The following is a 24,708-nucleotide window of genomic DNA, read 5'->3' on the forward strand; positions in this document are numbered from 1 at the left end:
GCAGTGAGAAGCTACGATATGAACTGGCGAATTTAAGTCATGGTGGCAACGAACGGTCGCACGGTCACCGTATTCGGCGGAACCGGCTTTCTCGGCCGCCGCATCGTTCGGCATCTGCGCTCTCGCGGATTTCCCGTTCGGATCGCGTCAAGGCACCCGGATCGGGGGCACAGACAGTTTGGCCCTGATGATCCGCAGCTTCAATCCGTCCAGTCGGATATTCAAGACGAGCGGTCAGTCGCGGATGCGCTTGCCGGCGCCTACGGCGTTGTAAATGCGGTTAGCCTTTACGTCGAGCACGGACAGGAGACTTTTCATTCCGTTCACGTCGAGTCTGCCCAACGGGTAGCGGCTCAAGCACACCGTGCCGGAATCGATCGGCTCATTCATGTTTCAGGAATCGGCGCCGACGCCGCCTCGCCATCCCGCTACATCCGAAAGCGCGGCGAAGGCGAACTGGCAGTCCGGGCCGCGTTCGTCGAGGCACTTTTCATCCGCCCGGCGGTGATGTTCGGACCGGACGACGCGTTTCTCAATACCATCCTCACACTCCTCCGCCGGCTTCCAGTCAATCCGATGTTCGGCCGCGGCGTGACCAGATTGCAGCCGGCCTATGTGGAGGATGTTGCGGAGGCGATTGGTCAGACCATGCAGGGAGCGGAGGCGCCTTCAACGATCTTCGAGTTAGGCGGCCCTCGTGTCTACTCTTACGAGGAGTTTCTTAGAGCGGTGGCGCACCAAGCTGGACTTGCGCCTCGACTGATTCCAATCCCGTTTGCCGTTTGGCATGCACTCGCTTGGGCCTCCGAAATACTCCCGAGTCCGCTCCTCACGCGCAATCAAGTGGAACTGATGCAAATTGACACCGTGTCATCGCCGGAGGTCCCTGGATTTGTTGAACTTGGGATTACGCCGCACTCGGTCGAGGCAATACTCCAGAAGATGCTGCCGAATTCCGGATGAAAGAGGCTCCGCGATTTCGGTCGTCTCAATAATTGCTATCTGGACCACGGTCGAGGCCGGCCGAGCGGCCGAGGGTCGCGCCCCGTCGGCGGCCAAACTCGAGCGCATCACCGAATTTTTCAACAATGAGGTTGCCACGGGGAAGCTGCCGGGTGCCGTCATATTTGATCCAGCAACATGGCAAGCCGGTCTATCTGAAGTGTTTCGGTGTCCAGGACGTCGCGACCAACGTTCCGATGACTCCCGATACGATCTTCGCACTCCATTCGATGACAAAGCCGATTACCAGCGTCGCTGCGATGATGCTGATCGACGCAGGCAAGCTCTCGCTAACGGACCCGGGCTAATTCATTCCGGGATTTTCCTGTGAAGGTCGGCGTCAGTTATTCTGACACGCCTGACGGAAAGCACATTCTAAAGCTTGCCCTACTAGTAGATCGGCCGATAACCATTATGGACCTGCTGCGCCATACGTCAGGCATCACCTACGATTATATCGGCGGCAAACTGGTCATGAAGGCCTATTCGGAATCGAGCCTTTTCGACGGGCATTATACCAATCAGGTGTTTGCGAACCGCATCGCCAAATTGCCGCTGGCGCGGCAGCCCGGGACGCTTTGGCGTTACGGTCATTCGACAGACGTCGTCGGTCGCATCATCGAGATCATATTGGCAAGGCTGTCCTCTATCCGCTCGCCGAGCTAGAGGCATGGGATCGGAAGAATCTCGTGATCTGCCGTGCTATAAGAAGATCAAGCGGGACGGAGTTTGAGACATCGGGATGATCACGAACGGTCACCTAGAGGCCGCTGCGCAGCGCTCGCTGCCGCAAGGCGGCATCCGAGACGCGTCAGCTAAGGTGCGGCCCCGGTCCGCCCGCTGCTTCTAGCACCGCCGCCCGCCATTCGCGCTTGACTGGCAGGATGGGCGGCATCGGAGCAAGATCGGGTTCCGCAGTGGGCTCAGCGATCGAAACGATGTTCTCAGTCTGCGAGGCTTTGCGCATGAAGAGATTGTAAATCAGCCATTGCGCACGATGTCGCTTGCCGCGCATCGGAAAACGACTGGCGATCGAAGATTTCGAATAAAAGCCTTCATAGGCACTCCCCTGGCCGATGCGGAGCTCGTCGGCGGACATCTGCGCCGGGCGATAAACCACACGACCCTGGTCATACATTGTCCAATCATAAGACACGATGCGATTCGCCTTCTTGAGCTCATACCATGTGAGCGTTCCGGGGTAGGGCGTCAGCACCGAATAGGCGCAGGCGTCGTATTTGGACGCGATGTTGAAATCTACGGTTCGCTCGAAAACCGAACTGTCGTCTCCGTCGAACCCGAACATGAACAGGCCGAACACCATGATCCCGTAGGTATGCACCTTCTCCACGAGGGTCGCGAAGGTCTCCGGGCGATTGACGTGCTTGTGCACGCTGGTGAGCGTGTCGCGCGAGATCGACTCAAAGCCGATACTTAGCATTGTGCAGCCGCTTGCGGCAGCAAGCTCCAGCATGCGGTCGTCCTGCGCAAGCTTGGAAGTGACGCCGGCCTGCCATTGGATGCCACGCCCCCTCAAGGCGCGCATCACCTCCTTGGGACGCTCCGGCGTGCCAAAGAAATCGGCATCGTTTATCGAGATGGTGCTTGAACCGCAATTCTCGATCTCATGAATCACCTCATCGACCGGTCGGTAGCGGAACTTGAGGCCATTCATAAGGGGCTCCGCACAGAAGGTGCAGCCCTGATGGCAGCCGCGCGATGTCTGAACGAAGGTGCGGTTCACATAGCGATTCTTCTTCAGGAGATCGTAGCGGGGCATCGGCATCCCAACCATCGGATGCAGCGCATCTGACTTGTAAGGTCCGCGCATCGTCCCCTGTTCGAGATCGGTCAATAGTCTGTCGATCACAAGCTCCACCTCGCCGATGACGACCGCATCGCAGTGCGTCAGCGCTTCGCGCGGCATAAAGCTCGGGTGCACACCGCCCATCGCGACGGGAATACCCTTGGCACGGAACCGGTCGGCGATTTCATAGCCGCGATTGACGTAACTCGTCATCGCCGAAATCCCGACAAGGTCCGCCTTGAGGTCAAAGTCGATGGACTCTATGTTTTCGTCGGTGAGCACCACCTCGTAGCGGTCCCGCGGGATCGACGCAGCGACCGCGAGTAAGCCGGCCAACGGAGAATACAGCGCCCGGTTCAGGTAGATCGGACGGGTGGTGAGCGAATCGGTCTTCGGATTGATGAGATGGATGATGCGGGTACGCACGATATTCTCCTGCGATACAGCCGACACAAGCGTCTTACGAGATCGTCAGAATTTGATGGAAAGCAGGCATTTCAATGACGCTTGATCGCCAATGGCATGGGCCCTCTCATGGCGCGGCCGAAGCCGACTACAATGTCATGCTGCGATGCGACTTCAATCCCCGCGGAGTGCTTGAAGTGTTTCCTCAGGATGGCAAGAAAGCAGATGCCAACGCGATCTTCATCGGGAACAACACGCCTTATCGTTCATTATTTTGATTATGTGTGACGCATACAAAGCGCCGAGTCTAGGTCGCCATCGATATCCCAGCGATGGAGGCCGGAGGGAGTCGAGATGATTAGCATCGTGCTTGTTGGTTTGTTCTTACTGGCAGGTGTCTCTCTTTCGGTAGCGCAGAGTGGTCATCCTGGCACTCCGCAGGAGCAACAAGCATGCTCTCGCGACGCTTCACGTTTTTGCCGCAAGCAGCTTGGAGACGAGGGAGCGGTTCAGCAGTGCTTGCAGCAGAACCGCTCCGAACTAAGCTCGGCGTGCCGGAAGGTGTATGAAAGCCACGGTATGTAAGGCAACCCCGAAGTAGGCGGCCAGCGTTCTGCCCTCGTGCACGCGGGGGCGGAAAGCGCCTGCCGCCGCTCGCGCCGACTTGCGCTGCGCCTTCGGAGACGACTTCTTGGTGGCCATTTCCTTCGTCGCCTTCTTGCCTTCGATCGGCATCAGCATTTCTTTCTGCCCTCCGAAGCCCTTCGCCCTTCTTCGCGGGCTTTGTGCTTGTTTTCCCTAGCGGCGTAATTTGACTTTGGCAGTGGCCTCAATCGGTTGGGCCGATGTCTCAGTAGGACACCGACATGGATTGTGCATTTATGGGGCGAGAACAACTTTCACAGTTATCCTAGGTTATAGGTCGCAAGTTCCATTCGGCCGTCTGGTCCGCCATGGGGCGGTTCCAATGATGCAGGACATGAAGGCGCATTTGGTGAAGCTTCGGTCGAAGCTGAGGAGTTCGAATTGATCAGCAAGCTCGCGACCAACGCGACCAAGAAAGAACTGTTCGCAAAGCTCGCCGCGCATCCAACCGGCGCTGGCTGAGGAGATCGAGCGCACGATGGATGTCAAGCTAGCGGCATGAAAGGCGCCGCAGATAGCGGCCTCTTTCGTCATGTCTCGTGGAGCGGTCAGCCCGGGCCGCGCTTTGCCGCTCGGCTAATTTGAATTTAACGGTCGCGTGGCTACGTTGAAGGCATGCCATTCGATAGACGAACAGGAATCGAGACCAGGCTATCGCGGTACCGCCTCGTGGAGCAGCGGCTTGCTGCGGAACCTGACGCCGCCTCGAACGCCGAATTGAAGAGACTGCGCCGGATTATTGCCGATTTGGAACAGCAACTTGTCGAGCTAGATGAAAAGTAAAGGCCGCCGCTCAGCTTGGCTACCTGCTGGAGGGCATCGACGGGCGGATGCCGCAACATACCTCGCGACCGCAGCCTCGCCGCACGCGTACATTTCGCTTCTCGCCAGCTGATTGAGTGTTTACTGTTCCACTCGGCGCTTGCCACCTGCCGCCATCCGCGATGCACCGCCTGCGGTCGTGGCCAAGCGCTCTATTAGTTAGAGACTTTCATCTCTTACCGCCCCCGTCAGCTCTAGCCCCCGGACGGGGGCTTTTAATTGGTGGCCTGTTTCGACGAGGGGCCTATTTCGGCCAGTGCCACAGCGCGTGGCAGTAGGGTATTTCGCACTGTCCGAAGGGGTGATGCGCGCGAGGGGCTCGCCAAGCTAAGTCCCTCAAAGTGGCCCCAGTGGTTGGGCACTGGGGCCTGTCCTGTGGGGGACATGACCCCGGGATTTGGGGTGCGGTCCGGGGCTACAGAGTTGATTCCTGCTCGAACAAATCGTTCCTAACTTCCGCGTGCTTGCTACCGTGCCCGCCGATCTCCGTCCGTGGGCCAAACGTAGTTGACGACGGCTTCGTTGACCTTGGCGCGATCCTGTCGTTCCGCTTCGGACAGCCGCGGCCATCCAGCATGAGACGACTTTCGGGATGCTTGTTCGCCCACTGCCAATACAGATCGAAGGCGTCCACTGGATCCTCCGGCTCACGCTACTTGCGAGTTCCGGTTACTACGTCGGACCGCGGGCCGAGTTCCTGCTGTCTGGGAGCGCGAAGCGCTCGCTACCCGCCGTGACGAGGATATGCTCTCGGCATAACCGAGGCCATCACCACGACCGATAGCACCGCCGAGATAGCCAGGCTGATAAAGGTGACCGGGGCGATCGTCCATGAGCTGGATCGCCAGGGCGTGGCCGAAGCGGTCGCCGATCTCGGGTTCGACCCGATGGAGATGGCGGGGGTGGTGGTCCCCGCCGCGGATGGCGAGGTCATCCCGCTGTTTCGGCCGAGGTCAGCTCCTTGATTCTGAGCGCGAAGCGCTTGCCAGGTATGCTTGTCGGGGTAGACCGGAAACGCCAAGTCGGCCGTTCCAACGGCGGTTTTGATCCTTAGCAGCCGGTGCCGCGCTCGATTCCGATGTCATCTAGTGGTTCATCACAGTGATTTTGACGTTTTGATACCGAGCCATTCGAGGATCGGCAAGTTTTCGGGTGGCAGGAGAATCTCGATGCTTCGGGGAACGCCGGGCTGACGGCGAATGAAACCGTTTCGTTCGAGGGTGACGATCATTTGGTGGACTGACGGCGGGCTGACGCGGAAATGGCGCTGAATGTCGGCTTCGGCGGGCGGCTGTCCGAACATGTACGAATAGGTATGGATGAAAGCGAGGTAGTGACCCTGCTTCTCGGTTAAGCGCGCGCCTGATTTTTGACTCATGGATCGATTCGTCCCGGCCTCCGACAAGGAGGCAAAGCATGAATGTACGTTATCGGGTCGAATTGAGCCAAGCCGAGCGCGACGAACTGACGGCGATGCTCGGCGGCGGCAAGCACGCCGCCCGCAAGCTCAAGCGGGCGCAGATTTTGCTGGCGGCCGATAGGGGCCGCAGCGACGAGGAGATTGCCCGGACCGTGAGTGTCAGCCTTTCCACCCTCAGCCGGACCAAGCGCCGCTTCGTGGAAGGCAATCTGGAGCGGGCCTTGAGTGAGGAGCCGCGTCCGGGCGCAGAGCGCAAGCTGACCGGAAAGGAGGAGGCCCTGCTGGTGGCGACGGCATGCGCCAAGCCGCCTGCCGGCCGCAAACGCTGGACGCTGACGCTGCTGGCCGACACGATGGTCAAGCTCACCGATCACGACAGCCTGTCGGGCGAGACCGTGCGTCGCCGGCTGGCCGAGAACGACCTCAAACCATGGCGCAGGGACATGTGGTGCATTCCCCATGTCGACGGCGAATACGTCGCCCGCATGGAGGACGTGCTCGATCTCTACGCCGAGACGCCGGATCCCGCCCGGCCGCTGGTCTGCTTCGACGAGACCCCCGTCCAGCTGATCGGCGAGGTGCGCCAGCCGGTTCCGGCCCAACCGGGACAGCGCGAGCGCTACGATTACGAGTATCGCCGCAACGGCACCGTCAATCTCTTCGTCACCTTCGATCCGTATCGGGGCTGGCGCAACGTCAAGCTCACCGACCGCCGCGCCGCCGTGGACTACGCCCACTGCATGCGTGAGCTCGTCGACGTCCATTATCCCGACGCCGCCTGCATCCGTGTCGTGCAGGACAATTTGTCGATCCATAAGCCTGGGGCGCTGTATGAGGCCTTCGCGCCCGCCGAGGCCCGACGCATCCTGTGCCGCCTCGAATTCCACTACACCCCGAAGCACGCCAGTTGGCTCAACATGGTTGAGTGCGAGATCAGCGTGCTTCAGCGCCAGTGTCTCGGCCGCCGCATCGACGACCCCAAAAGGCTCCGAAATGAGATCACAGCATGGCAACGGCGGCGAAATAAAACCCGAGCCCGAATCAAATGGATGTTCACAACCGACAAAGCCCGCGCCAAACTCGGCCGCGCCTATCCAGCCACCGCCAAAGAGTCAAAATCACTGTGGTAGACCACTAGTGCCCGTAGCAGACCACGTAGACTGAGACATAGGCGCAGCTTTGCTTGTGGTCGCGAGATCGAAGTCGGCATTGGTTGCAAGGGCAGCAGCCTTCTTGGCATCGCGCGCTTCCGCAGCGACCGAACCTCCCCTGCCGCGAGGGCAAGAGATTGGGAACGAAAGTCCTCGCCGCGACTTGGGAGAGTGAGATCGCCGCTCGCCGTTAACGACACGGCGCATGTCGCGGATAGCCAAAGGTCCTTCCTGCAAGGACCCGCTGTTCTAAGTAACAAGCGCTCGCGCAGATAGCCAAAAGCGGCGGTCTCCAGTTCCATATTGCTAGCCGCTCGCTGGGCTCCGGCGACTGCTGTTCGCCGAAACGAGCGCTCCCTCCAGGAGCACTCCCGGCACCTGCTCTGTGGCTCCTTGCTTTAGATTCTCAAAAAGCGGTTGCTTGACTCGCTTGGCTCACCTTAGGGTCGGAAGCTGCCGTTTTGCCCTCCGAAGGCACATTGTTCGAATCGTGTCGGGCGCGCCAGATTGCCACCATTCGGAATAAAACCGCGAACTCGAAAGATTCCGGGCACTTCGAGCGTTAGCGTCCCATTGGGCGGCAAAACCAGTTTTCGACCATATCGAAATCGGATTTTTGCCGCTCCACATGATGGACATACCCAATCATCCGGAATGTCCGCCCAACGCGTGCCGGGTGGCAACATTCCATCCGGATCGCCCTCCGCTTCGCTGTAGGCGTATTCGTCGTGACACACGATTCAATTGGCCTCGGCGAAGACGGTCCGACCCGTCAGCCGGTGGAGCAGCTCGCGGCGCTGCGTGCGATCCCGCATCTTGCGGTCTATCGCCCGGGTGATGCGGTCGAGACCGCCGAATGCTGGGAAGCCATCCTCAATACCCCTCGCCAAGCCGCACTCCTCGCCCTCTCCCGCCAGCCGATGCCTTTGCTCCGCCGCGAGCCCGGCAGCGAGAACAAGTCGGCCAAGGGTGGCTATGTGCTGCAGGAAGCCGAGGGTGGCGAGCGCAAGCTCACCGTCCGCAGCACGGGTTCGGAACTGCATCTTGCCGTGCAAGCGCGGGATATTCTTCAGAAGCAAGGTATTCTGACGGCCGTCGTCTCCATGCCTTGCCGCCTGGTGTTCGAGCGGCAGGACGCCGCTTACAAGAAGGCAGTCCTCCGAAGAACTCGTGCGCGCGTCGCGGTGGAAGCCGCGGTCGAGCTCGGCTGGGAACGCTACGTCGGTCTCGAAGGCCGCTTCGTCGGGATGCACTCCCTCGGAGCGTCAGCAAAGATTGCCGGCGTCTACAAGAAATTCGACATCAAAGCCGACGCGGTCGTGCGTGCCGCGCATGAGACATTGGCCGAGGTGGCCGCTCTCTAGCTGTGGAATCTCAGGCGCATGATCGCGCGATCTCACTCCGCCGCATGAAGCGCCTTGTCTGGGGCTGACAGACAATTAGGAACCTGCCTGTGGCGCCGGTGTTGGGTGCACAAATCAACCCGCACCACGGAGCGAACCCATGCCGGAGAAAGACCTCAACGCCCTCTTCCTCGATACCCTCGAGGACATCTATTACGCGGAAAAGCAGATCTACAAGGCATTGCCGCGCATGGCCAAGGCTGCGGCCTCCGATGACCTACGCGCCGCGTTCGAGAAACATCATAACGAGACGGAAGGACACATCGAGCGGCTTGAGCAAATCTTTAAGATCATGGGCAAGCCAGCACGTGGCAAGAAGTGCGACGCGATCGAGGGCATTATCGACGAGGGCAAGGAGATCATGGAGGAATACGCCGATACGCTGGCGCTCGATCCGGGCCTTCTAGCCGCGGCGCAGGCGGTCGAACATTATGAGATCTCCCGCTATGGCACCTTGAAGGCCTGGGCGTCCAAGCTGGGCATGAAGGACGCGGTCAAGCTCCTCGACCAGACGCTAGCCGAGGAAAAGAAGACCGACGATACGCTCAGCAAGCTTGCGATCAGCGCCATCAATGCCGAAGCCGCCTGAAGGAGATATCCGATGAAGCGATTAATTCTGGCCGTTGCCATCGCGGGCGCGTTCACCTCGAGCGCCCTGTCCCCCGCGCTTGCCCAATCGGTGGGCGAAAAGACCGGCGTCAACTCCATTCTCGGCGTCGCACCGAAGACGGAGGATTTCATCAAGGAAGCCGCCATGAGCGACATGCTGGAGATCGAAGCGGCCAAGATTGCCCAGCAAAAGGGCAACGCGACCGAGAAGAAATTCGCCGATCAGATGATCACCGATCACACCAAGACGACCACGGAATTAAAGCAGATGGTCAGTGGCGAGATGAGTTCCGCACTGCCAACCAGCTTGGATGACAGCTCGCAAAAAAAGCTCGACAAGCTCCGCGACGCCAAGCCGGAGGATTTCGCCAGCGACTACGACCCGATGCAGGTCAGTGCGCACAAGGACGCGGTCTCGCTGTTCGAACGCTACGCCAAGGGCGGCGACAATTCGAAGCTCAAGGATTGGGCTGGCAAGACCCTGCCCACGCTGCAACACCATCTCGCGATGGCCGAGGACATGGACAAGAACCGTAAGTAGCCGGCAAGAGCACGGCCATTGGGACGACGCGGATGGAAGGCGATTCGCGGCGGAGTCGGTGTCCGCCCGCGGCGCCGTGTGCCAAGTGTTGGAGACGATCCTTCCTGGCAAGGCAGGCGAACTCCAGCGTTCCCTGATAGATTGCGTGCCGATTCCAGATCTGAGCAATTTTTCGGAATCTAAGTGATCCTTGGGAAACTCGATGGCCCGACGCACCAGCAGCGCCGATCTCCCGCTCCATGGCGGACGCGTGCCTCCTTGGCTGGCGGAGCGCATGACGACCTTGGGCACCATCATCACACAGGCCGTGGCCACCATTACGGCCGAGATGCGTTCCTGCAACGGGTCTCGCACCCATTCTGGTTCCATCTGGCTAGGCCAACCCTCCAGCGTCGCCAAACGCGTGCTGGGCGGATGGACGCATTCCTGGAGGAGACCGACGACAACAAGCGCATGCCGTCGTTCGGCAAAGTCGCGATCGTCCCGTCGCCGGTAATGAAGATGGCGCCCATCACTGCCATGCCGAGTTATTCCAGGCGCTGAACGACGTCGGCTTCACCGTTCCGGCTGGCGGCGCCACCTACTGGGTCGGCAAAGCGATGGGGTCGACCGACTACAAGGATATCGATAAGCCCTACGACAAGACGGTGTCGAGCGCGGCCTATCTCGCCCAAAGGCAGCAGCCTATCCTGGCGTAACCTAGGCGCGGAGCGAGACATGCCGCTTCATCCGACCTGGACCGAGATCGCCATCCGCCTTGCACTGACGATTCTGGGCTGGCGCCGTCATCGGCTTTGACCGTGGCGCGCGCGTGCATGTGGCCGGCCTGAGAACCACTATCCTGGTCGGACTTGCCGCCTCGCTGTCGATGATCCAGGTCAATCTGCTTCTGACCGTCGAAGGAAAGGGCTCGACCTCCTTCATCGAGAGGATCTGATGCGGCTCCCGCTCGGTGTATTGACGGTGGAGCGGTTCATTGGTGCGGTACAATCGTCAAGAAAGGCGACCTCGTCACCGGTGTGACGACGGCAGCGACGCTCTGGCTTGTAACCGTGATTGGCCTTTGTCTCGGCGGCGGCCAGCTCGCGCTTGGCTCCGTGGCTACGATCATCGGCTTTGCCACGCTCGCGGTCCTCAAACGGATCGACGTCAAGATACCACGGCGTCATCGCGCGGCGCTGACGGTTCATTGCGAAGCCGATCCAGGCGTGATCGAGGCTATCCCGAAGTTGATCGAACCATTGCATCACAAGGCCCGGTTCCAGGAGCAGCGACGTAACAACGGATCTACCAACACCGATTACGTGTTCGAAGTGTCCTGGCGACGTCCCGAGGACGCTCGTCCGCCGGTCGATCTCCTGCGGTTACTCGAGGAACGCTTTGTCATCATGTCCTTCGAACTGACGACAACGAACGGCAAATAGGTTGGCCGTCCATTAGCCGCCCGTGGCGGGCGGGAATATTCCCGGGGGACGGTAGCTTAACCGGTCCGAACCATATCCGAACGAGGCGGCAGGGAACTCGGGAATGGCTTGGCGACCATGAGAGCCGCACGCTCGTTATTCTCCAACTCAATCTTCTGGGCGAGCATCACGTCGCCTGCGGCAAGTGAGCCGACCGGTCGAAAGCACCAGCCCATAACGACGCGCCCCTTGGAATCCATTTCGTAGACGTTTGTCGAAGTCCCGTAACAAATGCGGTATCGCTTGCCGGAATCGGAGCCGATGACGTCGAAACGCTTGTGTTTTTCGAATTGCGACAATTGCTCCGGCGAAAGCCAATCGGACAGAAGCGCAATTCCGCGGGCCTCGATCCTCTCGTAAGCGCGCCACCGGGCCCGTATCGCCGACAGCGTTGCGCGCACCGTTCCGGCCGCGCGGCGGAGTGCCACGAGCGCTCCAAAGTCGAAGCGGACGATCATGGCGTCAACCGCCGACCAGTCTTGGATAAAACAGCGTCTCTTCCGCGGTGGGATCCAGCGAACGGATGAGCGCCGCCTCCCCGTGCGCTTTCCGTGTCGCGGCAGTGTAGCCGTCTGATGTCAGCTGCTTGAAACGCGCTTCCGCCCAGGCCAACTGCGCACTGTCCTCGGGATCGAAATAATGGCGGGAGTCTCCGGTGTGATCCATGATCAATAACGTTGCCATCATGGTCTCCTTTGCTGCCGTGACAATCTGGTCAGCAAGCCAAAGTTCCTAAGCTACGCGCGTGCCGCGGAACCGGCAGCCCTTCGATCGAGAGAATCGCCAGGGAGCGATAGCAACAATCCGGATTTTTGCATGTTGGTCCGCGTGAGCGTCGGGCGGCGCTATGGGGTTATCGCCGACAGCCTCGCTCACCTCCCACAGTGTCCAGGGAACCCAGCAGATGAGAAACGAAGGATTGACCAATCCGACCGGCCGATATCCGAAGCCTCCTTTCAAGAAGCAGTCTCAGCCGTGGCCCGGTCTGGCAAACGCGATGGACCCTCGCCCTGATCACGGTGAGACCAGCTACAAGGGATCGGGCCGCCTGGCGGGCCGAAAGGCGCTGATCACCGGCGGTGATTCCGGCATGGGCCGCGCGGCGGCGATTGCTTTCGCCCGGGAGGGCGCCGACGTTGCGATCAATTATTTTCCGACGGAAGAGCCGGACGCCCAAGACGTCATCGCCTTGATCAAGGCAGAGGGGCGTATCGGGCTTGCCATTCCGGGCGACCTCAAGAATGAGGCATTCTGCCGGGACCTGGTCGCGCGGGCGGTCGAAGGCCTTGGCGGCCTCGACATCGTTGTCAGCAATGCGGCCCGACAGCAATCGCGTGACTCCATCCTTGACGTGTCCTCGGACGATTTCGATGCGACGATGAAAACCAACATCTATGCGCCGTTCTGGATCATCAAGGCAGCGCTACCGCATCTGAAGCCGGGTTCATGCATCATCGGGACCGCGTCCGAACAGGCCTACGATCCCTCGCCAGAAATCTATGATTACGCACAGACCAAGGCTGCGACCATGAACTACGTGAAATCGCTGGCGAAGCAGCTCGGCCCGAAAGGCATCCGGGTAAACGCCGTAGCGCCCGGTCCAATCTGGACACCGTTGCAGGTCTCCGGGGGAGCCTCGATGGAAAAGCTCGAGAAGTTCGGCGGCCAGACACCGCTCGGCCGTCCGGGCCAGCCAGCAGAACTCGCCTCGATCTATGTCCAGCTCGCGGCGGCGGACGCCAGCTATGCGACAGGTCAGGTCTACGGGGCGGCGGGCGGATCGGGCCAGCCCTGACGCGTAGGCTGCCGCGGTCGAGCCGTTTGTCGACCAGCCATCACATCGGGGTCAGCAACAACCTTATTCCAGCTGACCCAGGCCGGCAGTATCCTCGCCTATAGGCGAACCGAGAGGGACTTCGATGTGGCAAGATAGCCCCTCAGCTCCAAAGATCATTTCGCTCTTGGCTTTCAACGATGCGACCAGAGCCCGCTCGATGAGTTCGCGGCCGAAGCCCTTTCTGGCCGGCGCCGCGGCGGTCGGAACCCCAGCCTCCATCCGGTCGAGTGCCAGTATTGGCGCCTTGCCGTCGCTTGCCGAAGGTCCCAGGAGATCGCGAGCGTGCCGCCGGAATGTTTAAGCGCCCCGTACTTCAGCGCATTGGTGCTCAACTCATGCAGGGCTAGACCGAGCGTCTGCAGGAGTTCGAAGTTTAACGCAATCGGCGGGCCGCTTATCTGAACCTTCTCGCCTTCGGTCGCACCGACGGCCTCGATTTCAAAACGGATCAGATCCCCGAGGTCAACCTTGTCGATCGGTCCGCCGCTCACGAGACTTTGCACGCGGCCAAGAGCGGCGAGTCTGGCGGACAACACATCAAGCTTCTCGCCCTTGCCGATCGTTCTGCGCGAAATCGATTGAACCACCGTCAACAGATTGCGCGTGCGGTGTTGGAGCTCCGAGATAAGTACGTTCTGCCGGCTCTCGGCAACCGTGATCGTGGTAATATCGACGAACGCAATTACGACACCTTCGATCTTCTGATTGCCGCCGCGATAAGGCGACAGCCGAACCAGATAATGCGTGGCGCCGTCCTCCGTCCGCACCCGCCGTTCGACAGTTCCGCCCTGGTCGAGAACCAGCCGGATTTCCCCGGCCAGGCCGGCAAGGTTGAGCCTGCTGGACAGATCCGTGATGGGACGGCCGCGGTCTCCGGGCAGAATATTGAATATTCTGGCGACCGTCGGCGTATAACTACGGATCGTCAGGCCCCGGTCCAGAAACACCGTCGCGACATCCGTGCTCTCGAACAGGTTCTGCGGGTCGCTATTGGCGCGGTCGAGCGCATCGACCTTGTTGCTCAGCTCGGCGTTGACGGTGTGCAGTTCCTCGTTGACGGACTGAAGCTCTTCTTTTGACGCCTCGAGCTCCTCGTTGGTGGATTGCATTTCCTCATTGACCGAAACCAACTCCTCGTTGGAGGATTTCAGTTCTTCCAGCGCGGTTTCGTATTCCTCGATCATGGATTGCAGTCGATCCCGCGTCTCGCGCAACTCTCGTTCCACGTGCAGCGCCGCGCCCTGGTGCGCGAAATTTGCGCGCGCCAGCGCTTCTTCGGGGCTGAGAACAGGACCCTGATCGAGAAACAGACGATTTCTCGGAACAGGCGCAAGCGGCGCAAGACGGCTGCTCCTATCCGGGGTCGGATCGACTGGAAATTGCCGATCAAGCGGGGCGTTGCTTGCGACTGCCCATTCTTGCGCCCACCAAAACAAAGTGACAGTCCGATGCCCCGCCGAAAACTGACTGATCGCTTGCAGATTGCCGTTGGTCTCTCCGAACACGATCAAGATCTTCTGAGCAAGGTGCCTAAAACGATCCGCTCGTTCGCGGATCGGGAGCCCATCGTACGTCTGGGCGAAAGCCCGACGCGGTGCGTTCTCCTGATCGAAGGTTTTGCAATCCGACAGAAAGTCGTGGCCGGCTACAATCGGATACTCGCATTCTACGTCCCGGGCGATGCGCCTGACCTTCACGCGCTACATCTTCCGGTCATGGACCACGATCTTACAAGCGCAGGGCCGGCAACGGCCGCGTTCATCTCGCATGCCAACATCAGGACTATGCTACGCAGCTCCTACTCCCTTACCGATGCCTTCTGGCGTGAGACCCTGGTTGATGCCGCGATATACCGGGAATGGGTGGCTAACGTCGGGGCGCGCAATGCGATCGGCAGAATCGCTCACGTCGTTTGTGAACTCGCAGCCCGGCTGGAAATCGTTGGGTTGTTGAAGGATAACGTATTCGAACCTCCCTTCACCCAAGCCAACATGCCGGACGCCTGCGGTCTATCGAATGTGCATGTCAACCGGAGCTTGCAAGAGCTGAGGCATCGCGGCCTCATCAAGTGGCAAGGACGGACGGTAACATTGCTCAACCGGAGGGGTCTGGAGGCCGTTGCCGAGTTTCAACCCGAATATCTGCATCAAGACCAATAGCGTGCAGGTTGAAGCACCTTGCGACAGAAATGCCCTTTATCGGCGACGGGTCGGAAATGCACGTCCGCGGCCGACGGCCGTGTAGAGGACGCTTGAACTGGCGGTCTGAAATCGGATGCAATATCCGGACGGGAACGCAGATCCAGCGAAGCTCGCAACGGGTCATCCGTTCTTTCCGGTCGCGGCCGCGCGCTGATGCACCGTCCCGACGGCTCTCGTCAGGTTATGGACAGTGTTGATCAGGGCTAGATGCGATAAGGCCTGCGGAAAGTTTCCCAACTGCCGTCGCGCGACGGGATCATATTCCTCAGCCAGAAGACCGACGTCGTTACGTAATGACAGCAGCCGTTCGAGTAGCCTGCGCGCATCATGGCATCGGCCCTGCAGGACATAATTGTCCGCTAGCCAGAACGTGCAGGCGAGAAAGGTGCCCTCGCCTGCCGGCAGTCCGTCGTCTCCTTTCTCTGTACGGTAGCGCTGCACCAGGCCATCGCGCATCAGGTCCTTCTCAATGGCAGCTATCGTGTTACGGATTCGGATATCGGAGGGCGGCAGAAAGCCGACCATCGCGGTCAGCAGAAGACTGGCGTCAAGCTCCGTCGAACCATAGGATTGCACAAAGCTGTTCTGAACCGGGTCGTAACCTTGCACGCAGACCTCGCGGTGAATGACATCCCGAATGCTGCGCCAATGCGCGACCGGTCCGTCCAGACCAAGTTCCTCGACCGAACGCACCGCTCGATCGAATGCGACCCAGGCCATGATCTTGGAATGCGTGAAGTGCCTGCGGTCGCCGCGAACCTCCCAGATTCCGCTGTCGGGCTGGTTCCAGACGGCTTCGAGATGATCGAGCAACCTGCGTTCCAGGCTCCAGCTCGCGCGGTCCGACGGAAGGCCTGCCTTTCGCGCCACGTAAAGGGCGTCGAGGAGTTCTCCGTAGACGTCGAGTTGAAGCTGCTTCGCCGCGGCGTTACCGACGCGTACTGGCGAAGACCCTGCATAACCAGGCAACCACGCGAGCTCACGTTCCTGTTGGTGGCGTTCGCCAGCCACGCCGTACATGATCTGCAAATCGCCAGGACTGCCGGCAATTGCGCGCAGCAGCCATTCTCGCCATGCCCTCGCCTCCTCGACGAACCCGGCGCCGAGCAGGGCATATAGCGTAAAGGTGGCATCGCGGAGCCAGCAGAAACGATAGTCCCAATTGCGACTGCCGCCGACTTTCTCGGGCAGCGAAGTCGTTCCGGCGGCAACAATGCCGCCGGTCTCGCGATGCGACAGCGCCTTCAATGTCAACAGCGAACGCATGACCGCCTCTGACCATTTGCCCTCCTTCGTAAAGCGGTTCGACCAGTTGGCCCAGAACCCCTCGACCTGAGCCAACGCTTCACCGGGCTGATGCGGCGCAGGTGCCGGATCGTAGGAGCGTGACCAACTGAGTATAAAGCTCACTTGCTCGCCGGCCGTGATGTCGAATTTTCCGACGGTAGTCAGTCCCTCGCCGCGCAACGGTACGTCAGCTGCGAGGATTAGCATGTCGGGACCGGCCGTGATTTCACGGCGGCCATCGTCGCGTCTCGACACCCAGGGCACGATGGAACCGAATTCGAAGCGAACGATCAACTCTGTATGCATCGTGACGGTGCCGCGCTGGCCCCTCACGATCCTGACGAGATCGGCAACACCCTCGCGGCGCGACATGAAATCGATCAGGCAGATCGCGCCGGTTTCCGTTTCGATAGTCGTTTCAAGAATCATCGTGTCGCCGCGATAGCGGCGTGTCACGCACACGGGCTCGGCAAGCGGCGCGATCAGCCAGCGGCCGTGTTTCGGCTCTCCCAGCAGCGCCGAGAAGCACGCTGCGCTGTCGAAGCGCGGAAAGCTAAGCCAGTCGATTGATCCGTCCCGGCCGACCAGGGCCATGGACTCGCAATTGCCGATGGCGGCGTAGTCCTCAATGCGAGCCGGCATGGCGCCTCAACCTTGCCCGCTGATCGCGTCGAAGCCGTGGTTCCGCGACCGAGGCCGTCGTCAGCATTCCGGCTGCAAATATCAGCAGACCGCCGACCAGCAACGGCATCACCCGCGAAAGTGTGCCACTCGTTATGACAGCGTCGTTCCTTGCCTCGCTTCCAAAGCGGCCATGGGTCCGATGCAAAGAGGGAACAGGCGAGACCAGATTATCTTTCCGTTCCGGAGAAACCGGCTGCGTGGTCTCCTGGCCCTGAAAGGCAAATTTTGCGAGGTAGCGATCGAGAAAAGCCGGTAGAACCATGTTTCCAAGGATGACTTCGAGCGTGCTCAATCCGATCCAGTATTCCCGTCGCGGATGCCGAACCGCGTTGAACACTGCTCCAGCAATGACTTCCGGCTCAAACACGGGTGCGACCGGGCGAGGCTGCCGGGGCATGTGCGTCCGTGCCCAGTCGAATTGCGGGGTGTTGACCGCGGGCAGTTCCATGATTGTCAGGGCGATCCGGCTGCCTTCATGGATCAGCTCGGTTCGAAGCGAGTTGGTGAAGCCGCGGATCGCATGCTTTGAACCGCAATACGCAGACTGCAGTGGAATTCCGCGGTAGGCAAGCGAGGAGCCGATTTGAATGATCTTGCCACGATTGACGCGACGCATGTGCCGTAGCGCCGCCATCGTTCCATGGACGACGCCAAGATAAGTCACTTCGGTGACGCGACGGAATTCATCCGGCGTCATCTGCCAGACCGGCGCGAACACCGTGACCATGGCATCGTTGATCCAGACATCGATGGCGCCGAAGGCCGTTTTGACTTCGTCCGCAGCCGCGAAGATCGCCTCGGCGTCGGATACATCGCCTGCAGCAACCACGGCGCTGCCGCCAAGCGTTTCGATCTCGCGCTTGACTTCTTCGAGAGCCGTGGCGTCCCGCGCGATCAAGCCGATGCGCCAGCCGGCAGAAGCAAAGCGATGCGCGATCGCCCGTCCTACGCCGGCGGAGGCGCCGGTGATCACCACAACCTCGGGAGACGATGCATGAACTGTCGTCATTGAAGCACTCCGGCAACCGCCCGGCCGAGTATCCACGTAGCCGTTCCGCGCCAACCAGGCGAAGACCCACTTGGGCATATCCTCGGGCGTCATCTTTCCATTCGTATCAACGCAAGTCTCGTCGTCGACAACCTTTATGCAACGCGTCGGTCTTCCCGGCGGTTGACGTTCAAGTCGCCGCGCCGGGCAAGATTGCGGATTCGATCCGCGGTCCGGCACGCGATGGCCTGGATCGTGAGCGACGGGTTGACGCCTCCCACGGTCGGGAACACCGAACCGTCGCAGATCCAGAGATTGGGCACATCCCAGCTGCGGCAATCAGCATCGACAACGCTGGTTTCGCGGTCGTCGCCCATCCGGGCGGTTCCGTTGAGATGACAGGTGTCATCTTCCTGAGTCCAGATATTCTTGGCGTCGACGGCCTGCAGGGCTCGCGTCATGAATTTCAACGAATGATCGATCAGTCGCTTGTCGTTGTCGCACCAGGAATAGGTGACGCGCGGGATGCGAAGCCCGTACTGGTCGACCTCATCGGCAAGCGTGACCCGATTGGTCTTCTGCGGCAGCATCTCGCCGACGATCTTCAACCCGACCACGTGGTTGTAGTTCTTCATCTCCTCGATCAGGCGCCCTCCCCACAGTCCGTGCGCGCTCATCAGGGTATTGGCCCATAACTGCGGCAGCGGACCCTGGCTCATGTAGCTGTAGCCGCCGAAGAAGTCCTTGCCGCTATCCTCGTAGTTCCAATGTTCGGTAATCGCCAGCGATGGCGGTCCCTTGTAGGAGCGAACCTCTTGATCCATCAGGCCCCAAACGGCCTGGTTGGACTGCGCCATCAGGTATTTCCCGACCAGCCCCGAACGGTTCGCCAAGCCGTCGGGAAACTTTCCGTTGGCCGAGTTCAGAAGCAACCGCGGCGTTTCGATCGCGTAGCCGGCGACGATGACGTTACGCGCCCGCTGGAAGTGCCAGGCGTCCTCGCGATGATAATGCACACCGGTTGCCAGCCCATGATCGTCCGTTTCCACTTGACCGACCATCGCGAGATCGCGGATCTCCGCGCCAGCCGCGAGGGCGCGCGGAATCCAGGTCACCAGCGCGCTTTGCTTGGCATTGGTCGAACAACCGGTCACGCAGAAGCCGCGATAGACGCAAGGATGTGCCAGCCCGCGCGGTGCCGACAAGGTCGCAAGCGGCGTTTCCGTCCACTTGACGCCCAGCGCTTCGCATCCCCTGGCCAACACGCGGGCGGCGGCATTCAGTGGATGCGCACGATACGGATAGCGCGGACGATGCGGTCCCCACGGATAAGTCACGGGGCCGGCAATCTTCAGCGCCTGCTCGACCTTCGTGTAGTAGCTCCACATCTCGCGCCAGTCGAGCGGCCAATCCGCGCCGTAGCCAAGCAAGCTGCGGGACTTGAACCATTCGGGCCGGAAGCGAAGGGAGACCATTGCGAAATGCACGGTCGAGCCCCCCACTGCCTTGCCGCTGTTGTTGCTGCCCATCCGCAGCGGATTGGCGCCGTCGACGATACGATCGTCGGTCCAGTAGAGTTTTGTCTGTTCTGATTCGTCGGAAGCAAAGTCCTCGAGCGGACGGAAGTAGGGGCCAGCGTCGAACGCTACGACCGAAAAGCCGTATTCGGCCAGCTTGCAAGCGAGCGTGCCGCCGCCCGCGCCGGTGCCGACGATCGCGAAATCGACCGTCTCATCCTCATTGTATTCGCGCATCGGGACCCATCCGCCTGGACGAAACACGTCGGGGGCGCGGCCGCGACGCGCGCGCGGGGTGTGCAAGGGATCATCGAAGGGATCATCGAACATGGCGATTGATCCGGAGCACAGATGCTTCCTCGGTATCCCTGGCTTCGGCGGCCTCCCAGGGATCGCGATCGCCAAAATCGAGACGGACGTAGCCGCGTGGGCTCGCCGGCCCTCCCCAGCCGATTTCGCTCCACGCCGCCGGATACGCGTAGTAGGCAAGCACGATGTCGCGTGCCATGCGCTTCTCGAAAAAGTCCTTTGGCCGCAACTCGCCCCACTCCGGCGCGTGCAATTCGCCGCGCTGCATGCGTTCAAGCAGCGAGACCTGCAGCCCCTCCGCCAGGCTGCGGAAGCTCTCCCCATAGGCCGATGCGGCTTCGGCATCGATCGCCCTGAGGCCGAGCCGCCAAGCCTCACCTTCTCTCGGCATTCCCCCCACGCGATAGCCGTCGGACGCGCCGCTGTAAAGCTTGTGATCGATCGACGCGGCCACCGGTATCGGCGCCCGCGTTGCCGGCTGCGGCACGATGCGCGCCGCGAGCGCATTGACCGTCTCGAACTCTTGCGCGGTAAAGAATCGTGGCTCGCGTTCGATGGCCAGCCGGCGCGTAACGACGCGGCGGGTCTGTTCATTCCAGGATGGGCCCATACGCTTGGACAGCACATCGTATCCAGGATAGCGGTTCTGACGGTCTGAGGGCCGGTCAAGCATCGGCATGATCCTCCATCAGCCCAAGCGCGGCGAGGCCGGCAAGCGCGAGACCTGCGAAACTCGGCGGCGCCGGTATCGGAGGCCCGTTCAGGATGTTCTGGGACCAGTTCCGCCATCCGCCCATGTTGCGGGACACGCCGTAAGCGTGAAAGCCCGCGCCGGCGAATCCCATGACGGCCAGCAGCCGCATCCACCAGCGTGTAAATGCATGCCGCCGTCCACGGCCGCCCGCCACCGTGGATGCGAGCAGCACGGCGCCGATCGGCGGCAGCGTCACCGGAAGCAGCATGAACGGATTGTGATACGCGCCCCGGAAATGCAGCAGGCCCGCTTCGCCTGTCGTCCCCAGCAAACCCGCGCTCACCACTGCGGCCGTGGTACGCCCGGCCGGCAGATCAAAAATTTCCGGTCGGGCTCCCGGTTCACTTTCGCGCACGCGCTCCGAGCAGTAGCCGACCAGGCCGGACAGCAGGATGGCCATCGGCGCTCCCAGCGGGGCAGCGTAAAACAGATTCTGCCAGCTGAAGCCGCCAAGCTTCTTCCCGACGTTGTAAAGATGGAAACCGGATCCGGCGAGACCGGTGGCCGCCGCCAACAGATAGACGGTGTCGCGCGCCCGATGGGCAAACGGCCGAATATCCGATGTGCCGTGGATGCTGGTGGCGAGCGTCAGCGCCGACACGATCAGCGGCGTGAACATCGCCCTGTTCTTGAAGGAGCCTCGATAGTGCTCGATGCCGCTGTCGGCGAGCACAGACGCCGCCAGCGTTCCGGCCGCGCGATTAAGTCGCCGTGCCGCGAGCACGGTGCTCTGTGTTTTTCTCCTTTGCGCGGGCTTAAGCATGACGTCGCGCCCGTTTCGGCTCCGACCGTTCGCGGCGGCCACTGGCCGCGCGAGTGCCGATCCAAGCGCCACTCCCGCAAGAGCAAGTCCCACATAGACAGGAAAGTTAGGATCGTTTGTTCGGCTCATGGGCATTCGACCGCATAACGCGCGGCATCCTGACGTTTGAAGGACAGTCCGTTGCCGGGACGCGACCGGTCGGGACTTATCGCGCCGTCGCGAGGCACCGGCGCGCCGTCGAACAGCAGGCGTTCAATCCGGACATGATCGTGAAACCATTCCAGGTGCCGCAACCGTGACGAGGCGCAAGCGACATGCAGATGCTGGGCCGGCGCGCAGTGCCCCGAAAGGTCGGTGTGAAAGGCCTCGCACAACGCGGCGATTTGCAGAAACGCGGTGATGCCACCGCAACGGGTCACGTCGGCTTGCTGCACATCGACCGCGTTTGCCTGCAACATCCGACGCACATAATCGACCGTATACGCATACTCGCCGGCAGCGATCTCCATTCCGGCCGGCACGCGCCTGCGCATCTCGCGCAACCCCTCGAGGTCGTCGGAGGAGACCGGCTCCTCGAACCAACCGACCCCCTGCTCGGCGAACTCATGCCCGAGTTCGAGCGCCTGCTGCACTCGATAGGCCCCGTTGGCGTCGACGAACAATACAGCTCGGTCACCGATCGCCCGCTTTGCCATCTGCACGCGATGAGGGTCCTCCTCGGGGTGCGAACCGACCTTCATCTTGACAAACGAACAGCCCTGCTCGCCGACCCACCCGCCAAGCTGTTCTTGAAGCTCATTGTCCGAATAGGTGGTGAAGCCGCCGCTTCCATAGATCGGCACGGAGTTGCGGTAGCTGCCCAGCAACAGGAAGAGTGGGACATCGAGAATCCGTGCCTTGAGATCATACAGTGCAGCGTCGACAGCGGAAATGGCAGTCGCCGCCAGTCCTTCCCGTCCCAGATTTCGGGCCTCGCGATGCATCGAAAGCCACGCGCCTTGCGGATTCAGGACATCGCAACCCTTGATGGTCGAAGCGAGCTTGTTGCAGATCAGCCTGACGATCGCAGCACTTGAATACGTATAGCCGATGCCGGTCTGGCCGCCACCTGCAATTTCGACGATGACCAGCGTCGTCGAATCCCAGCTGATCGTCCCATCGGCCTCGGGCCGGTCGGTCGGAACCTCGAACGCCTGCGCACGTACACTTTCGATCGAGACGTCCGGCTTCATGGTCAGCCTTTCCCGGGCAGAACGCTCGTAAGCAATTCCTTGGCGCTGTTTTTCAGCACGCTTCCGAGTTCGGGCTCCGAGGGGATCATGCTGACGAAGTTCTTGGCATCCTTGAGCGTGATATGCGGCGGCAAGGGCGGCACGTTCGGATCAGTGTAGGCCTCTAAAATCACCGGGCGGTCCGCCGACAGCGCCTCGTCCCACGCCCGTCCAACCAGATCGGGGTTGTCGACAAAAATGCCCTTCAGGCCGATCAGTTCGGCGTACTTGTGATAGGGAAAGTCCGGAATGCTCTGGGTGGATTCGGTCTTGCCTGCGCCGAGCTGAATCCGCTCCTCCCAGGTCACCTGGTTGAGATCGCGGTTGTTGAGCACGAGCACGATCAGCCGCGGATTCGACCATTGTTTCCAGTATTTGGAGATCGTGATCATCACATTGAGGCCGTTCATCTGCATCGCGCCGTCGCCCATGCAGGCGATCACCGTGCGATCGGGATAGGCCATCTTTCCAGCGAGCGCGTAGGGTGTTCCAGCGCCGAGCGAGGCTAGGCCGCCGGACAGTGACGCCTTCATGCCACGGCGCATCTTCAGGTCACGCGCGTACCAGTTCGCGACGGACCCGGAATCGGCGGTGATGATCGCGTTTTCCGGCAGCCGCGGCGACAATTCCCAGAATACCCGTTGCGGATTGAGCGGCTCGGCGCTGTCCATCGCGCGCGCTTTGAGCGTCTGCCACCAATCCTTGAGGCCATCCTCGACACCGCGCCGCCACGCGGATTCCTCCTTCTGGGTCAGCATCGGCAGCAGCGCACGCAAGGTCGTCGCACTGTCGCCGACCATATTGACCTCCATCGGATAGCGCAGGCTCAGCCTCGTGCCGTCGATGTCGATCTGAACCCCGCGCGCCGCGCCGGGTTTGGGTAGGAATTCGCTGTAGGGGAAGCAGGATCCGACCATCAGAAGGGTGTCGCAGTTTTTCATCAGGTCCCAGCTCGGCTTGGTTCCGAGCAGTCCGATCGAGCCGGTGACGAACGGAAGATCGTCCGGCACCGCCGCCTTGCCGAGCAGTGCTTTGGCAACGCCGGCCTGCAGCCGTTCCGCGACCGCAATGACCTCGTTGGTTGCATCGAGGGCGCCGGCGCCAACCAGCATCGCGACCTTTTTGCCGCTGTTGAGGACATCGGCGGCCGCTGAAAGCAAGCTGTCCTCGGGCAATTTGGCGGGACCAGCATAACCGATCCCCGTGTGGGTCGCGCCGTGCGCGAGCGGCGGATCTTCGTATCGGAGTTCCTGGAGATCGTTCGGCAATATCACGCAGGAGACGCCGCGCCTGTTGTCCGCGATACGCACGGCGCGGTCGATCAGGTGACGGACCTGTACCGGGACGCTCGCAAGCCCGACATATTCCGCCACATCCTTGAACAGGTCCTGGAGGTCGACCTCCTGCTGATAGCTGGCCCCGAGCCCGCTCCTTGCCTGCTGGCCGACAAGTGCAACAACCGGAACGTGATCCATCTTCGCGTCGTAGAGCCCGTTCAGAAGATGGATCGCCCCGGGACCGGAGGTCGCATAGCACAACCCGACCTGGCCGGTGAACTTCGCATGAGCCGACGCCATAAATGCCGCCATCTCCTCGTGGCGGACCTGGACGTACTCCATCTTGTCCTTGGCCCGTTCCAGCGCGACGTCGAGGCCGCCCACACCATCGCCGGGATAACCGTAGACCCGTTTCAATCCCCACTCTGACAGTCGATGCCAAACGAATTCGCTGATGTTCATGTGCGCGTTCCGAGATGAAGCCTTTGGGGAAGCCTTGGGCCGGATTAGTTTTGGCCGGATTAGATGGGCCTGACAGTTTCCAAACGTGGC

Annotated in this window: 26 protein-coding genes and 3 pseudogenes; 15 read left to right on the plus strand and 14 right to left on the minus strand. The window is 60.9% G+C overall.

Annotated features, from left to right (window positions below):
• Window positions 1-39 precede the first annotated feature (39 nt).
• Together ACP2YO_RS34240 and ACP2YO_RS34245 are read left to right on the plus strand one after the other, a co-directional pair.
• Complete coding sequence (locus ACP2YO_RS34240; protein WP_426435533.1) at window positions 40-963, plus strand: complex I NDUFA9 subunit family protein; 924 nt, start codon at window positions 40-42, stop codon at window positions 961-963.
• Between the two features lie 37 nt (window positions 964-1,000).
• Window positions 1,001-1,632, plus strand: a pseudogene (locus tag ACP2YO_RS34245) (serine hydrolase domain-containing protein); the annotation flags it as partial.
• 181 nt (window positions 1,633-1,813) lie between these two features.
• Here the strand turns inward: ACP2YO_RS34245 and ACP2YO_RS34250 are convergent.
• On the minus strand, window positions 1,814-3,235 hold the full coding sequence (locus tag ACP2YO_RS34250) for a B12-binding domain-containing radical SAM protein (protein ID WP_426435534.1): 1,422 nt from the start codon (window positions 3,233-3,235) through the stop codon (window positions 1,814-1,816).
• Window positions 3,236-3,309: 74 nt separating this feature from the next.
• Between ACP2YO_RS34250 and ACP2YO_RS34255 the strand changes: the two genes are divergently transcribed.
• On the plus strand, window positions 3,310-3,492 hold the full coding sequence (locus tag ACP2YO_RS34255; RefSeq protein WP_426435535.1) for a hypothetical protein: 183 nt from the start codon (window positions 3,310-3,312) through the stop codon (window positions 3,490-3,492).
• 76 nt (window positions 3,493-3,568) lie between these two features.
• Entirely contained in the window at window positions 3,569-3,799 is a 231-nt protein-coding gene (locus tag ACP2YO_RS34260) for a cysteine rich repeat-containing protein (RefSeq protein WP_426435536.1), read from the plus strand.
• On the opposite strand, the gene ACP2YO_RS34265 is transcribed toward ACP2YO_RS34260, so the two are convergent.
• The gene (locus ACP2YO_RS34265; protein ID WP_426443532.1) at window positions 3,755-3,955 is read right to left on the minus strand and encodes a hypothetical protein; all 201 of its coding nucleotides are present in this window, start codon (window positions 3,953-3,955) and stop codon (window positions 3,755-3,757) included. The two genes, ACP2YO_RS34260 and ACP2YO_RS34265, sit on opposite strands and share 45 nt — an antisense overlap.
• Window positions 3,956-5,493: 1,538 nt before the next feature.
• Here ACP2YO_RS34265 and ACP2YO_RS34270 point away from each other — a divergent pair.
• Window positions 5,494-5,646, plus strand: a complete 153-nt coding sequence (locus ACP2YO_RS34270) for a hypothetical protein (protein WP_426435537.1) — start codon at window positions 5,494-5,496, stop codon at window positions 5,644-5,646.
• Between the two features lie 131 nt (window positions 5,647-5,777).
• Here the strand turns inward: ACP2YO_RS34270 and ACP2YO_RS34275 are convergent, their stop codons facing one another.
• Entirely contained in the window at window positions 5,778-6,059 is a 282-nt protein-coding gene (locus tag ACP2YO_RS34275; RefSeq protein ID WP_283039996.1) for a LexA family protein, read from the minus strand.
• 38 nt (window positions 6,060-6,097) lie between these two features.
• Between ACP2YO_RS34275 and ACP2YO_RS34280 the strand changes: the two genes are divergently transcribed.
• A complete protein-coding gene (locus tag ACP2YO_RS34280; protein ID WP_426435538.1) occupies window positions 6,098-7,231 on the plus strand; it encodes an IS630 family transposase in 1,134 nt (377 codons plus the stop codon).
• Window positions 7,232-7,692: 461 nt separating this feature from the next.
• Here the strand turns inward: ACP2YO_RS34280 and ACP2YO_RS34285 are convergent, their stop codons facing one another.
• Entirely contained in the window at window positions 7,693-7,938 is a 246-nt protein-coding gene (locus ACP2YO_RS34285; RefSeq protein ID WP_426443377.1) for a rubredoxin, read from the minus strand.
• A 42-nt stretch (window positions 7,939-7,980) separates the two neighbouring features.
• On the opposite strand from ACP2YO_RS34285, the gene ACP2YO_RS34290 reads away from it, so the two are divergent.
• From ACP2YO_RS34290 to ACP2YO_RS34320, 7 genes and pseudogenes are all read left to right on the plus strand, one after another.
• On the plus strand, window positions 7,981-8,616 hold the full coding sequence (locus ACP2YO_RS34290) for a transketolase-like TK C-terminal-containing protein (RefSeq protein ID WP_426435539.1): 636 nt from the start codon (window positions 7,981-7,983) through the stop codon (window positions 8,614-8,616).
• A gap of 139 nt (window positions 8,617-8,755) precedes the next feature.
• The gene (locus ACP2YO_RS34295; RefSeq protein ID WP_426435540.1) at window positions 8,756-9,244 is read left to right on the plus strand and encodes a ferritin-like domain-containing protein; all 489 of its coding nucleotides are present in this window, start codon (window positions 8,756-8,758) and stop codon (window positions 9,242-9,244) included.
• Window positions 9,245-9,256: 12 nt separating this feature from the next.
• Window positions 9,257-9,805, plus strand: coding sequence for a DUF4142 domain-containing protein (locus ACP2YO_RS34300; RefSeq protein ID WP_426435541.1), 549 nt, complete (start codon window positions 9,257-9,259; stop codon window positions 9,803-9,805).
• Window positions 9,806-10,007: 202 nt separating this feature from the next.
• A pseudogene (locus tag ACP2YO_RS34305) lies at window positions 10,008-10,171 on the plus strand (DUF763 domain-containing protein); the annotation flags it as partial.
• Window position 10,172: 1 nt separating this feature from the next.
• Window positions 10,173-10,503: pseudogene (locus ACP2YO_RS34310) on the plus strand (NADPH-dependent oxidoreductase); the annotation flags it as partial.
• A 119-nt stretch (window positions 10,504-10,622) separates the two neighbouring features.
• Window positions 10,623-10,742, plus strand: a complete 120-nt coding sequence (locus ACP2YO_RS34315; protein WP_426435542.1) for a hypothetical protein — start codon at window positions 10,623-10,625, stop codon at window positions 10,740-10,742.
• 82 nt (window positions 10,743-10,824) lie between these two features.
• Window positions 10,825-11,229, plus strand: coding sequence for a hypothetical protein (locus ACP2YO_RS34320; protein ID WP_426435543.1), 405 nt, complete (start codon window positions 10,825-10,827; stop codon window positions 11,227-11,229).
• A 56-nt stretch (window positions 11,230-11,285) separates the two neighbouring features.
• On the opposite strand, the gene ACP2YO_RS34325 is transcribed toward ACP2YO_RS34320, so the two are convergent.
• A complete protein-coding gene (locus ACP2YO_RS34325; RefSeq protein ID WP_426435544.1) occupies window positions 11,286-11,696 on the minus strand; it encodes a hypothetical protein in 411 nt (136 codons plus the stop codon).
• Between the two features lie 34 nt (window positions 11,697-11,730).
• On the minus strand, window positions 11,731-11,952 hold the full coding sequence (locus ACP2YO_RS34330) for a hypothetical protein (RefSeq protein ID WP_426435545.1): 222 nt from the start codon (window positions 11,950-11,952) through the stop codon (window positions 11,731-11,733).
• Window positions 11,953-12,172: 220 nt separating this feature from the next.
• On the opposite strand from ACP2YO_RS34330, the gene ACP2YO_RS34335 reads away from it, so the two are divergent.
• Window positions 12,173-13,063 carry an SDR family oxidoreductase gene (locus tag ACP2YO_RS34335; protein WP_426435546.1) on the plus strand — a complete coding sequence of 297 codons (891 nt, stop codon included), beginning with the start codon at window positions 12,173-12,175 and terminating at the stop codon, window positions 13,061-13,063.
• 173 nt (window positions 13,064-13,236) lie between these two features.
• Here ACP2YO_RS34335 and ACP2YO_RS34340 read toward each other — a convergent pair whose 3' ends face one another.
• A complete protein-coding gene (locus tag ACP2YO_RS34340; protein WP_426435547.1) occupies window positions 13,237-14,289 on the minus strand; it encodes a PAS domain-containing protein in 1,053 nt (350 codons plus the stop codon).
• Between the two features lie 3 nt (window positions 14,290-14,292).
• Between ACP2YO_RS34340 and ACP2YO_RS34345 the strand changes: the two genes are divergently transcribed.
• The gene (locus ACP2YO_RS34345; RefSeq protein WP_426435548.1) at window positions 14,293-15,264 is read left to right on the plus strand and encodes a Crp/Fnr family transcriptional regulator; all 972 of its coding nucleotides are present in this window, start codon (window positions 14,293-14,295) and stop codon (window positions 15,262-15,264) included.
• Between the two features lie 162 nt (window positions 15,265-15,426).
• Here ACP2YO_RS34345 and ACP2YO_RS34350 read toward each other — a convergent pair whose 3' ends face one another.
• From ACP2YO_RS34350 to ACP2YO_RS34380, 7 genes are all read right to left on the minus strand, one after another.
• Window positions 15,427-17,235, minus strand: a complete 1,809-nt coding sequence (locus ACP2YO_RS34350; protein WP_426435549.1) for a glycoside hydrolase family 15 protein — start codon at window positions 17,233-17,235, stop codon at window positions 15,427-15,429.
• Window positions 17,219-18,379, minus strand: coding sequence for an SDR family oxidoreductase (locus ACP2YO_RS34355; protein WP_426443378.1), 1,161 nt, complete (start codon window positions 18,377-18,379; stop codon window positions 17,219-17,221). Before ACP2YO_RS34355 ends, ACP2YO_RS34350 begins: the two co-directional genes overlap by 17 nt.
• A 41-nt stretch (window positions 18,380-18,420) precedes the next feature.
• A complete protein-coding gene (locus tag ACP2YO_RS34360) occupies window positions 18,421-20,112 on the minus strand; it encodes a GMC family oxidoreductase (protein ID WP_426435550.1) in 1,692 nt (563 codons plus the stop codon).
• Window positions 20,102-20,764: a gluconate 2-dehydrogenase subunit 3 family protein gene (locus ACP2YO_RS34365; protein WP_426435551.1), complete on the minus strand. Its 663-nt coding sequence runs from the start codon at window positions 20,762-20,764 to the stop codon at window positions 20,102-20,104. The genes ACP2YO_RS34360 and ACP2YO_RS34365 overlap by 11 nt, the downstream gene beginning before the upstream one ends.
• Window positions 20,757-21,608: a hypothetical protein gene (locus tag ACP2YO_RS34370; protein WP_426443379.1), complete on the minus strand. Its 852-nt coding sequence runs from the start codon at window positions 21,606-21,608 to the stop codon at window positions 20,757-20,759. Before ACP2YO_RS34370 ends, ACP2YO_RS34365 begins: the two co-directional genes overlap by 8 nt.
• 125 nt (window positions 21,609-21,733) lie before the next feature.
• Window positions 21,734-22,840, minus strand: a complete 1,107-nt coding sequence (locus ACP2YO_RS34375; protein ID WP_426435552.1) for an enolase C-terminal domain-like protein — start codon at window positions 22,838-22,840, stop codon at window positions 21,734-21,736.
• A gap of 2 nt (window positions 22,841-22,842) precedes the next feature.
• Window positions 22,843-24,618 (minus strand): thiamine pyrophosphate-requiring protein, encoded by a 1,776-nt coding sequence (locus ACP2YO_RS34380; RefSeq protein ID WP_426435553.1) that lies wholly within the window; start codon window positions 24,616-24,618, stop codon window positions 22,843-22,845.
• Window positions 24,619-24,708: the final 90 nt, after the last annotated feature.

This window comes from Bradyrhizobium genosp. P, from assembly GCF_049949265.1.
In the GTDB taxonomy this organism is placed as follows: Bacteria; Pseudomonadota; Alphaproteobacteria; order Rhizobiales; family Xanthobacteraceae; genus Bradyrhizobium.